This is a genomic window from Companilactobacillus allii, from assembly GCF_001971585.1.
Lineage (GTDB): Bacteria > Bacillota > Bacilli > Lactobacillales > Lactobacillaceae > Companilactobacillus > Companilactobacillus allii.
On record NZ_CP019323.1, the window covers coordinates 1048956 to 1061722 of the forward strand.

The following is a 12767-nucleotide window of genomic DNA, read 5'->3' on the forward strand; positions in this document are numbered from 1 at the left end:
TGTGAGCAGCAATTATTGAGGGGAAATAAATAAGTGAGTAAACAAGAAGTCTTTATTATTGGAGCAAAGGGAATACCTGCTAAATATGGTGGATTTGAATCTTTCGTTGATCAATTAACCGCGCGAAAACAAAACGAGGAGATTCATTATAACGTAGCTTGCCGCCGTGATTTGTCAGATAATAAAGCTGATTTTTACGAATATAATGGTGCAAGTTGCTTTAACGTGGACGTCCCAAATGTCGGCCCCGCTAAGGCAATTTTTTATGATGTAAAGGCTTTTCAACAATCAATCAATATAATTAAACAAAAGAATGTCAAACAACCAATCGTATATGTACTTGCATGTCGAATGGGACCGTTTATTAATCATTTTAAAAAGGAATTACAACAATATGGTGGAACTCTTTTTGTTAATCCAGATGGTCATGAATGGCTTCGAGCAAAGTGGAGTTATCCTGTAAGACGGTATTGGAAGTACTCTGAAAGGTTAATGGTTAAGCATGCTGATTTATTAGTATGTGATAGTCAAAATATTGAGAAGTATATTAAGCATGATTATGAGAAATATAATCCAAATACTACTTATATTGCCTATGGATCAGATATAATCCCATCTAAATATGATTATTCCGATAAAGATGTTAAGTCATGGTATGAGAAGCATAATATTCAGTTGGATAATTACTACTTAATAGTTGGAAGGTTTGTACCTGAAAACAATTATGAGACTATGATTCGCGAGTTCATGTCATCTAACACTGCCAAGGATCTTGTGATAATTACTAATGTTGAGAAAAATAAATTTTATGAGAATCTAAAAACTGTAACTAAATTTGATAAAGATGAGAGAATTAAATTTGTTGGGACAGTTTATAATTCAGAATTATTAAAATTTATTCGAGAAAATGCCTTTGCATATCTACATGGTCATGAGGTTGGTGGAACTAATCCATCATTACTTGAAGCGTTGGGTAGTACTAAAGTTAATTTATTATTGGATGTAGGATTTAATCATGAGGTTGGATTGAATGGTGCGGGTTATTGGACTAAAGAAGATGGTGTCTTAGGCCAGCTAATTGAGAAGGCCGATAATATTACTACTAAAAGGATTAAAGAACTAGATGAGGCATCAAACAAAAGAATAACTGAACAATTTGATTGGTCAATTATTGTCGATAAGTATGAACATCAATTTTTAGGAGCACGCGAATGATAATCTTACACTATACCCTTGGATTTCCTCCCGAAAGAAGTGGAGGATTGGTAAAGTATGCAATGGATCTTATGAACGAGCAGCAAAGTAGTGGAGATGAAGTGATTGCACTTTTTCCTGGTAAAATCAATTTTTTTAATAAAAAAATTGATATTATAAAGTCTTCAGATAAACCTTTGAAAATGTATGAGATGGTAAATAGTTTACCTCTGCCATTATTTGGTGGAATAAAGGAACCTCAAAAATTTATGATGGGGGCTTCACCAGAACTTTTTGAACGCTTTTTCAAAAAGATAGGTCCAGATGTCATCCATGTCCATACTCTGATGGGATTGCCTAAAGAATTTTTAGAGGTTGCAAAAAAATTTTCTATAAAAATAGTTTATACTACACATGATTATTTTGGACTATCACCTAATCCCACATTTTATTTCAATGGGAAGAGCTTTGATAATGACAATTCTGTTATAAATTGGGCTAAAGCTTCAGAGAATGCTTTTTCCACAGCTAAATTAAGGATTTTCCAAATGAAGTCATATCCAAGGATAAGAAAGCTATTATCTAAGTTACATGGATTGTTGTCTAAATGGAGTACTACTACAGCTTCTGTCGATAAGAATCTGCAATTTAGTAATAAGTATTTGGATGAATTGCAGGAACTAAAGAATTATTATATAGATATTTTTAAGTTGGTAGATGTTTTTCATTTTAATAGTCAATTAACTATGAATGTATATACTGATAACCTTGATTTTTCAATTAAAGGGGAAGTTATATCCATTACTAATGCCTTAATTAAGAATAGGAATATAGAGTATAGACCAAGTGGAAATAAGAAAATTAAAATAGGCTATATTGGTAGCAATGAGTCATATAAGGGCTTCTATGATTTTGTACGATTTATTAAATTATTACCAATATCTAAATTTGAGTTTCATAGTTTTGGGTACGATTTTTCGAATGAAATTGAAGGATTAGTTCAACATGGAAAGTATAATTTTAATGAGTTAGGTTCTGTATATGATTCTATTGATGTATTGATTGTACCTAGTAGATGTAAAGAAACGTTTGGTTTAGTCGCATTAGAAGCATTGTCTTATAAAACACCAGTATTTGTAAGTAAAAATGTTGGGTCTAAGGATTTAATTGAGTCTGATTTTATTTTCCAAGATAATACCGAATTAATAAAAGAAATAAGAAAATGGAATCTCAAATATAGATTCAATCACGTAAAAACTATTCAAGAGCATTGTAAAGAATTAAGGCACCTTTATCTAAAGCAATGAAGAATTATAAGGGGAAGTCTATATGAGTGTTTCGATTTTATTAGCAACGTTTAATGGAGATAAGTATTTAAGAAAACAAATTGATTCAATAATTGGCCAGACATATAGTGATTGGAAGTTATATATTAGGGATGATAGTTCGACAGATAAAACACAATTAATTATTGACGATTATGTAGCTATAATACGTTTATTAATGAGTTCGAGAAACTTTATTAATAATATAATTATAAGGTGATGCAAGCGTAAGTTTGTATTTGGGAGGAAGAAAAGAGTGGATAAAACGATTTCTAAAGTGCTTATTGTTAGAAGTGGTCCATATCCAGTAAATATCAATGGATATAATGATCAATTTATAGGATTGGCACGTGCTTTTGCAAAAAAAGGAATTAAATCAGATATTATTTTCTATTCTAAAAACAAAGAATCCAATATTCTTATCGAGAGTAATCCTGAAATTGTGGTTCATAATATTAGAGGGATAAGAATATTAAGAACTGGAATTTATCCGCAGCTTTTAAAAAAAAGCTTTTTAAAGAAATATGATTTAGTTATTACAACTGAGTACAGTCAAATCATGACAGTCCTACTTGGGATTTTTTCAGAAGCCCCAGTTATTTTATATACTGGGCCTTATTATAATCTTTTTAAAATACCTTGCATGTCTGCTATATATGATTTCTTATTTACTAAGACAATCAATAGACATATGGATAAAATAATTTCAAAATCAGAATTAGCAACTAAATATTTAGAAAAAAAGGGATACAGTTCTGTTAAAACATTGGGTGTTGGGCAGGATATTAAACGATTTCAGGAAACTAGTCATATGGATGAAAACGTTAGTAAGATTATTAATGAAATGAAAAAGACAAGAACCATTCTGACGGTAGGAAGTATAGATTCAAGAAAAAACTACTTTTTTACATTATTAGTGTTTAAAAAATTGTTAACAAAAGATCCAGATTTTCAGTTATTAATTATAGGAAATGGTAACGATAGATATATTAAAAAAGGTTTAAAAATGTTATCTAAAGAAGAAAGAAAAAAAGTTAAATTTGGTGGAAGAATAGATAACCAGCAATTGAAATATGTGTATCCCAATGCCTTTGCTTTTTTGTTGCCATCCAAACTAGAAATATTCGGAATGGTCCTTCTTGAAGCTATGTATTTTAAATGTCCTGTAGTATCGTCGATAAACGGTGGTTCGACAACAATGATTGAGGATGGTATAAATGGTTATATCAGAAATATTAATGAAGATGATATTGAAGAATGGGTTAACGTATTGATTAAACTGAATGATAAAGAGACAAGAAAGAAAATCATAGGTTGTGCACGAAACACAATACAGAATGAATTTTCATGGGATAAACTAGCAGATAGTTTTTTAAATTAAATTATAATAATATTATCATCCTAAATTAGAGGAATAAAAAATGAATGAGATCTATACAGAGCAACAAAAGCTGAAATTTAAAATTCAGGAATTATTGATAGGTATAATTTTTATTTTACAGGTTTTAAATAATAGCCAATTGCCCGTGCAATATGAGACAATGTCAATCTTTATTAGAATTATGATATTTATACTGTTACTATTTTTATTTATCGGTACTTTAACTATGACGTTTGATATAAGGGAAATGGTTATTGTTTTGTCGATAGGTATACTGTTTTTCTTAAGTTATCATAATTCAGGAAATGAAATGTTTTTGGTCACATTGTTACTAATTGCTGGGTCTAGAGAATTAAACATTCAATCAATCGCTAGGTCAATGCTATTTGGACAAATTATTGGAGTTACCGTGGTCTTTTTTTTGATGTTATTCAGTATTATTCCTAATGTACAAACAGTGCGACTTGAAGCCGTAAGGTATTCACTAGGATTTTTGAATCCAAATACTATTAGTAGTTACCTGCTAGCGATAATAATTAAATATTCCGTTGCATATAGAGAGAAAATGGATATCAAAATTATCATATTATTAAATATAATAATTTTAGTAACTGTTCGTTTTACAGATTCTCGAACAAATCTGATATTGTTTTTAATTTTTGACTTTTTGCTTTTATTTTATTTTATTTTAAAAAGAAGTAAAAAAAATATGGAATTTTATAATATTCTCTTAAAAAGAGGAACTAAATTAACAGTATTATTTTCTATTGCTCTTACTTGGTTAGTTGGAAAATATTTTTATTTTGGGAGTTCATTCTGGTTAACATTAAATAAGCTATTTAGTGCTAGATTAAGCTCTATATATTCGTTTCAGCAACAGTATGGGTATTCAGTCTTTGGTCAAAAAATTGATAAAATCAGTGGCTATATGGCTGATCAATTAGGAATGAGTGCCAAAATTTTAGATAATGCATATGCTCAATTAGCAATTGAATATGGAATTGTAGTTCTAATTGTCTTTATTGTTTTTTATTTTAAGAGTATTAATATATTTTTTTATCAAAATATTTCCATACTATTAATATCAGCGTTTTTATATGCATTGAGTTCATTTAATGGTGGAAATATATTTGACTGGGATAAAAATATAACCTTGATTTTAGGTGGGGTATTGTTAATTCAAAATGGATTTAATAGGGAGAACTGTAATGGAAAAAATAGGAATAATAACATTTCATAATTCGAATAATTATGGTGCCATTCTTCAAACATACGCACTACAAACAATTTATTTACAGTATTCAGATGATGTTGAAATAATAGATTACATTGATCCAGAGAAAAAAGGATGGTATAAAGCTTTTGATTTTTCTAAGAAAAAAACGCTATTTCAGAATTTTTTTGAAATAGTGAAGCTCCCAAACGCATTTATTATTGCGGTTAAAAATTATAGATTAAATAAATTTACAAAAAGAAATTATCGCTTGTCTGAGGAAACGTTTGAAGGTATGTCTCAGAAATTGAATGAATATGTGAATAACTTTGGCATAATTTCTGTTGGTAGTGACCAAGTGTGGAATTGGGAAAACACCTCTTTTGACAAGGTATATTTTTTGGATTTTAAAAATTGTAAAGCTAAACTAATTTCGTATGCCGCTAGTTTTGGAATGTCAACCGTTCCTAATGATAAAAAATTAGAATATAAAAGACTATTATCAAGGTTCGACGATATTTCTGTTCGTGAATCCGATGGTGAAAAAATATTATCTGATTTAGGAATCAATAAAAAGGTAAGTACTGTGTTAGATCCTACGCTTCTTATTTCAAGTAATACATGGCTTAAATCTGTAAAAAGAGAAAAAATAAATAAGAATTATATTTTGATGTATTCAATTGGTAAAAATCATCATATGGATGAAATTGCAAGAAGCTTTTCCAAAGCAACTGGATTAAGAATCATAAGAATTGCAACGAACTTACGAGATTGGTTTGGCGGATTTAAGACGGTTAATCCTGGAATCGATAAATTTATAAACCTATTTTATGATGCAACTTATGTATTTACTGATTCTTTTCATGGAGTTGCTTTTTCACTTAACTTTAATAAAAAATTTTTTGTTTTTTTAAGGGATGATAATAAAGCAAATAATAGAATTATGGATTTATTATCAAAGGTTAATATGGAAAACACTAGAGTCCATATTTATGAGGATATTAATCTTAGTTTAAAATATAATTATGAATATGCAAATAATCAATTAAAAATCATGAAACTTGATTCAATGAACTACATAGAGAAAGCCATAAGTAATAGGGATTTATAGTATGTTTAAAAAAACAATTGTATCTAATTTTTTTTATCAAGCATCATATCAAGTATTATTAGTAATATTACCACTAGCAACTGTACCAATAATATCTAAGGCACTTGGACCCTCTGGTATTGGTATTTATAATTACGTATCTTCTATTGTTGCATATTTTGTTTTGGTGGCGGGGCTTGGATTATCTAACTACGGAGTTAGAGAAATTGCGGTCGTAAGAGATAATAGGTATGAAAGATCGAAAATGTTTTGGGAATTACAGTTTTTTAATCTGTTTTTTTCAGGTTTTACATTTATTGTTTATATTATTTTTTCTTTCTTTTCCAGTAATTCAACATTATATATAATTCAATCGCTAACTATTATTGGAACTATATTTGATATTAGTTGGTTTTTTGGTGGAGTAGAGGATTTTAAACTAATAACCATAAGAAATTTCATTATTAAACTAGCGTCATTTTTGGCTATTGTGTTATTAATCCATAGTAAATCTGATTTGTATATTTACTTTTTAATACAATCGGTTAGTAACTTGTTGTCAGAAATGAGCCTATGGGTTTCAATAAAAAAATATATTGATTGGGTTCCGGTTACTGCAAGAGAAGTATATAGTCATTTGAAAAATGCATTGGAGTTTTTTATTGCTAAAGTTGCAATGACGTTATATCAAAACTTAACTAAGACTATTTTAGGAATAATGACATCTATGTCTGTGGTTGGCTATTATTCCAATTCCTTGACGCTTGTAATTCTATCTGGAAGTATAATTAATGCTTTGAATACAGTCATGATTCCAAGAATGAGCAATTTGATGAATAAAAAAGAGGATACAATTAAGATTTTGGAAAAAACAATCCACTTTCAACTCTTTGTAACAATTATGACTTCATTTGCAATTATTAGTATAAGTAATTCTCTAGTTCCATGGTTCTTTGGGGTAAAATTTTTAGAAATAAGAAAAATAATTCCATTATTGACGCCAATGTTAGTCTTTCAATCTTTACAAATGTCAATTGCAGCTCAATATTTAATACCAATGAATAAAATGAAGGGATATAACATATCAGTTTTATTCGGTGCAATTGCCTCCATTATATCTAATATTATATTAATACCAGTCTTTCAAATATATGGTGCTGTTGTTGGTATTACAATTGGATATATGGTCATTTGCTTCCTTAGAATAAGTGAGTTAGTAAAAACTACTAATTTCAGATTTAATCTAATTTCTATTTTTAAGTATACAATTTCAGGCATAATAGCATATTACTTTGTTTATTTTAGTACATTTGGTATGAAATCTACTATTATTACGACTGCGTTACAGGGAACAATATTTGTAAGTGTCTACATGGTTTTCACTTATATGATAAAGTGTAATCCTGTTTTTGATTTTTTAAAAAGAAGGTAATTAAGTGAATACAAATTTGAGCAATTCAAACAATAAATTGCAACTAAAAAAAATAATTCCTAGTTCTTTATATGATTACTTAAAAAGTATAAAGAGCTATATAAAAATAAAAAGAATTTATAGTTATGATCAATCAAGATTTAAAAGCGCCTTAAAAGATAATGATTATAAGAAATTAGAGTACTCATTAATGATAGACACACATATTATAGAAAAAGGACTTTCACATGAGAAGTTAAGGATGAATTTTGGTAAAAATGCATTAATTAATTTAAATAAAGATTTAATTCAGTGGAATGATTTAGGATTGTCTAAAAATCAAATTGCATATAATAGTTCTATATCTGTTTTGCAATCATATGTACAAGTACATAGAAAAAATGGATATGAGCCTAAATTAATTAAGGAAATTTTTAATAATCAACTTCTTAATGAGGTTTTTAATAATAAAGATAATATTTCTGGATCACAGTATATTAACTTATCTGATAAAAGCGCTAATCGTAATTTTGGTGAATTGGCCATGTCTAGATATTCTGTGCGTGAATTTGATGATTCAGAAATATCGAATTCAGATTTAATTAATGCAATTAATATTGCACAAAAATCTCCTTCAGCTTGTAATCGACAATCATCTAAGGTTCATGTGATTAGTAATAAAGATTTAATGTTAAAAATATTAAATTTACAAGGAGGCTTCAGAGGATATGAGTTGCCCCCAGTACTATTAGTAACCACTGTTGATACGGAAGCTTATATGAGCCCGGATGACAGAAATATGTTTTATATTGAGGGGGGAATGTTTACCATGAGTTTGCTTTATGCATTAGAAGACGAACTTATAGGTGCATGTCCACTAAATACATCATTTGATGTAAAAAAGGATAGTAAAATTAGAGCATTGATGGGAATGAACGATTCCGAGGTATTTATTAATATAATCCCAATTGGATATTTGAAAACCATAAGTAAAGTGGGTAAAAGTTGTCGACGCAACACGAGCAATATCATTGAGTTTAATAACTAATTAGGAAGGGTAAGTCTGTATGAAAGGGATTATATTAGCAGGTGGATCAGGAACCAGATTGTATCCAATAACCAAGGCACTTTCTAAACAACTAGTGCCAATATACGATAAGCCAATGATTTATTATCCAATGTCAGTACTAATGTTGGCAGGAATCCAGGATATACTAATTATTTCTACACCAGTGGATACACCGAGATTTGAAGACTTATTTGGTAATGGTAATGACTTGGGATTGAACATTTCATATGCTGTTCAAAAAGAGCCTAATGGACTAGCTGAAGCGTTTATCATAGGAGAAGATTTTATTGGTGATGATTCAGTATGCCTTATTTTAGGTGACAACATCTATTATGGTGGTGGACTATCTAAGATGCTTCAACATGCTAGCCAAAAGCAAAAGGGAGCCACTGTTTTTGGATATCATGTTAATGATCCAGAGCGCTTTGGTGTAGTGGACTTTGATGAGAATATGCATGCAAAATCAATAGTTGAGAAGCCAAAAAATCCAGCAAGTAACTACGCTGTCACTGGATTGTACTTCTATGATAATCAAGTTGTCGATATTGCTAAGAATATCAAGCCGTCTGCACGTGGAGAATTAGAAATAACTGATATAAATAAAGAGTATTTAAAACGTCAAGAATTAGACGTAGAACTTATGGGTCGTGGTTTTGCTTGGTTAGATACTGGGACACATGATTCATTACATGAGGCAAGTAGTTTCATAGCTACCGTCCAAAAGCGACAGAATTTAAAAGTCGCATGTCTAGAAGAAATTGCCTATAGAATGCACTATATTGATAAAGAAAAAGTTATTGAACTTGCACAACCATTAAAGAAGAATGATTATGGTAAATACCTATTAAGATTAGTTGAGGGAGATTAGTATTTGAAATGGGAAAATTAAAAATTACTACTACAAAATTACAAGACGTAAAGATTATTGAGCCAGCAGTATTTGGAGATCACAGGGGATTCTTTGAAGAAACATATTCTGACCGTGATTTTAAAGAAGCGGGTATTAACTTTGATTTTATTCAAGATAATCAATCATTATCTACTCAAGCTGGAGTTCTACGTGGTCTACATTTTCAACGTGGAAAAGCAGCACAAACAAAGCTTATTCGTGTAGTTAGTGGTGCAGTTTTGGACTTGATTGTTGATGTACGTAAGGGCTCACCTACTTATAAAGAATGGGAAGGTTATATCATATCTGAGAGTAACCATCGTCAATTGCTTGTACCTAAAGGGTTTGCACATGGATTTGTAACTTTGACTGAAAATGTTAACTTCCTATATAAGTGTGATAACTACTATGATGCAGAAGCTGATGGTGGATTCTCATTTAAGACACCAGAACTTGGTATTCAATGGCCAATAGACTTCGATCAAGCCATTACTTCTGAAAAAGATGCTGCACAACCAACATTCACAGAATTAGAGAAGAATAACCCATTTGTTTACGGGGAAATATAAAATTAAAATATTATCGTATATTTTTATGACAGGAGGGGTTTGAATGGTAAAAATTAATGGGAAAATTACATCTTTCTCTAAATATCAAATTTATCAGTCCGCCTTACGTAAGGTATCCAAAGGTTTTATTTATAATATGTTTTTTAGAAAAAATTTTGGTACGACTTTTATCGGTAAACAAGTAAATCTTTTTAATAAGCAATATATGAATGTTGGAAAAAATGTTAAATTTGAAGATTATTCAGAAATTCAAGGTTTATCAAAACAAGGTCTTTTTTTTGCTGATAATGTGACAATTGGTCGAGGCGTACAAATTAGACCAAGTAGTTATTATGGTGTCGGGAATATAGGACAGGGTTTATGTATTGGGAAAAATAGCTCAATTGGTCCCAATGGATACATTGGTTGTGCTGGAATGATAATTATTGGTAATGAAGTCATGATTGGCCCAAATGTAACAATAATAGCCGAAAATCATAATTTTAATAACAAAAAATTAGATATTAAAGACCAAGGAGTTAATCAGCAGGGAATTACGATAAAAGATAATGTATGGATAGGTGCCAATGTCACTATTTTGGACGGAGTGACCATTGAATCTGGGTCAATTATAGGAGCATCAACATTGGTTACCAAAGACGTTCCCGGTGATACGGTATTCTTCAATAAACGAGAAAATCACTTTGATAAAAGATAGTTTAATGTGAGAGGAATGAAAAAATGAAAAATATTATTGTTACAGGTGGAGCAGGATTCATCGGCTCCAATTTTGTCCACTACGTGGTTAATAACCATCCAGATATTCATATAACAGTGTTAGATAAACTTACATATGCTGGTAATAGGGCCAATCTAGCAGGTCTACCTGAAGATAGAGTTGAACTAGTTGTTGGTGATGTTGCTGACCCTATTATTGTGGATAAGTTGGTTAAGAACGCTGACGCAGTTGTTCATTATGCTGCTGAAAGTCACAATGATAATTCATTAATTGATCCTTCACCTTTTATCCAAACTAATATTGTTGGTACATATACATTACTTGAGGCTTGTCGTAAGTATAATGTGCGTTATCATCATATTTCAACAGACGAAGTGTATGGTGACTTGCCATTGCGTGATGAGAACGGCAATGGTGCTAAGTTCACTACTGATTCTAACTATAATCCAAGTAGTCCTTATTCATCGTCAAAAGCAAGCTCTGACTTACTAGTTAGAGCCTGGGTTCGTTCGTTTGGTCTACAAGCTACCATCTCTAACTGTTCTAATAACTATGGACCATATCAACATATTGAGAAGTTTATCCCTAGACAAATCACTAATATCTTAAGCGGGATTCGTCCTAAGCTTTATGGCTCAGGTAAGAATGTACGTGATTGGATTCATACAAATGATCACTCACGTGCTGTTTGGACAATTCTGACTGAAGGTAAAATTGGTGAGACATATCTAATCGGTGCCAATGGTGAAAAGGACAATAAGACAGTTCTTGAATTGATTCTAAAATTAATGGGTCAACAAGAAGATGCTTATGATCAAGTTAAAGATCGTCCAGGTCATGATATGCGTTATGCTATTGATTCAACTAAGTTGCGTGAAGAATTAGGTTGGAAGCCAGAATATACTGACTTTGAAACTGGATTGCAACATACGATCGATTGGTATACTAATCATGAAGATTGGTGGAAGGCTGAGAAGTCTGCAGTTGAAGCTAAGTATGCAAAGAATGGACAATAATAAATTTTGAATTGAAGGTTAACTGATGAAAATACTGATAACAGGTGCTTATGGTCAATTAGGGACTGAATTAAGATATTTACTAGATGAGAAGAATATCGAATATGTTGGTACTGACTCTAAAGAGCTAGATATTACTGATAAGAATTCAGTAGATAAGTATTTTGATGAGAACCGACCTGAAGTTGTCTATCATTGTGCAGCTTATACTGCTGTGGATTCAGCTGAGGAAGAACCAGGAAAGACTATTGATTATGATGTCAATGCGATCGGTACTAGGAATATTGTTGAAGCCGCTGAAAGAGTTGGTGCTACTTTAATATATATAAGTACAGATTATGTATTTGATGGTACTAAAGATGGGATGTATACAGAAGATGATACTCCCAATCCGAAGAATGAATATGGTCGTACTAAGTTGCTTGGAGAACAAGCAGTCGAGGAAATAATGAGTAAATATTACATTATTCGTACATCTTGGGTATTCGGGGAGTATGGGAAGAACTTCGTCTATACAATGTTGAATCTTGCTAAGACACATGATCATTTAACTGTGGTTGATGATCAAATTGGTAGACCAACTTGGACACGTACACTTGCTGAATTCATGTTATATGCTGTTCAAAATAATGTGGATTATGGATTGTATCAATTATCCAATGAAGGTTCTTGTAGCTGGTATGAATTTGCTACCGAGATATTAAAAGATAAAGATGTTGATGTTAGCCCAGTTACCTCTGAACAGTATCCTCAAAAAGCTTATCGTCCTAAACATTCAGTGATGAATTTAAGGAAAATTGATAGCACCGGCTATGACATAATTGGTTGGAAGGATGCACTTTTAAATTTAAAAAGTGATTTATAATAAATATATGATTAGGGGTAGAAAATA

General features: G+C 30.8%; 13 protein-coding genes. All 13 read left to right on the forward strand.

The window, feature by feature from the left end; translation table 11 throughout:
* Window positions 1-33: 33 nt before the first annotated feature.
* The 13 genes from cps2T to rfbD are packed head-to-tail and all read left to right on the forward strand — an operon-like array spanning window position 34 to window position 12740.
* Window positions 34-1215: a beta 1-4 rhamnosyltransferase Cps2T gene (gene cps2T / locus BTM29_RS05005; protein ID WP_076614457.1), complete on the forward strand. Its 1182-nt coding sequence runs from the start codon at window positions 34-36 to the stop codon at window positions 1213-1215.
* Window positions 1212-2501, forward strand: a complete 1290-nt coding sequence (locus tag BTM29_RS05010; protein ID WP_076614458.1) for a glycosyltransferase — start codon at window positions 1212-1214, stop codon at window positions 2499-2501. Before cps2T ends, BTM29_RS05010 begins: the two co-directional genes overlap by 4 nt.
* Window positions 2502-2523: 22 nt before the next feature.
* Window positions 2524-2739: a glycosyltransferase gene (locus BTM29_RS05015; RefSeq protein WP_076614459.1), complete on the forward strand. Its 216-nt coding sequence runs from the start codon at window positions 2524-2526 to the stop codon at window positions 2737-2739.
* 36 nt (window positions 2740-2775) lie between these two features.
* A complete protein-coding gene (locus BTM29_RS05020) occupies window positions 2776-3900 on the forward strand; it encodes a glycosyltransferase family 4 protein (protein ID WP_083685923.1) in 1125 nt (374 codons plus the stop codon).
* Between the two features lie 40 nt (window positions 3901-3940).
* Window positions 3941-5140 (forward strand): hypothetical protein, encoded by a 1200-nt coding sequence (locus tag BTM29_RS05025; RefSeq protein WP_076614460.1) that lies wholly within the window; start codon window positions 3941-3943, stop codon window positions 5138-5140.
* A complete protein-coding gene (locus BTM29_RS05030; protein WP_076614461.1) occupies window positions 5109-6224 on the forward strand; it encodes a polysaccharide pyruvyl transferase family protein in 1116 nt (371 codons plus the stop codon). Before BTM29_RS05025 ends, BTM29_RS05030 begins: the two co-directional genes overlap by 32 nt.
* A 1-nt stretch (window position 6225) precedes the next feature.
* A complete protein-coding gene (locus BTM29_RS05035; RefSeq protein WP_076614462.1) occupies window positions 6226-7635 on the forward strand; it encodes an oligosaccharide flippase family protein in 1410 nt (469 codons plus the stop codon).
* A gap of 37 nt (window positions 7636-7672) precedes the next feature.
* Complete coding sequence (locus BTM29_RS05040) at window positions 7673-8662, forward strand: nitroreductase family protein (RefSeq protein ID WP_192844205.1); 990 nt, start codon at window positions 7673-7675, stop codon at window positions 8660-8662.
* A 19-nt stretch (window positions 8663-8681) separates the two neighbouring features.
* The gene (gene rfbA / locus BTM29_RS05045; RefSeq protein WP_076614464.1) at window positions 8682-9551 is read left to right on the forward strand and encodes a glucose-1-phosphate thymidylyltransferase RfbA; all 870 of its coding nucleotides are present in this window, start codon (window positions 8682-8684) and stop codon (window positions 9549-9551) included.
* 8 nt (window positions 9552-9559) lie between these two features.
* Window positions 9560-10141, forward strand: a complete 582-nt coding sequence (rfbC, locus tag BTM29_RS05050) for a dTDP-4-dehydrorhamnose 3,5-epimerase (RefSeq protein WP_076614465.1) — start codon at window positions 9560-9562, stop codon at window positions 10139-10141.
* Window positions 10142-10184: 43 nt separating this feature from the next.
* The gene (locus BTM29_RS05055) at window positions 10185-10838 is read left to right on the forward strand and encodes an acyltransferase (protein WP_076614466.1); all 654 of its coding nucleotides are present in this window, start codon (window positions 10185-10187) and stop codon (window positions 10836-10838) included.
* Window positions 10839-10861: 23 nt separating this feature from the next.
* The gene (rfbB, locus tag BTM29_RS05060; protein WP_076614467.1) at window positions 10862-11875 is read left to right on the forward strand and encodes a dTDP-glucose 4,6-dehydratase; all 1014 of its coding nucleotides are present in this window, start codon (window positions 10862-10864) and stop codon (window positions 11873-11875) included.
* Window positions 11876-11900: 25 nt separating this feature from the next.
* Window positions 11901-12740: a dTDP-4-dehydrorhamnose reductase gene (gene rfbD / locus BTM29_RS05065; protein WP_076614468.1), complete on the forward strand. Its 840-nt coding sequence runs from the start codon at window positions 11901-11903 to the stop codon at window positions 12738-12740.
* Window positions 12741-12767 lie beyond the last annotated feature (27 nt).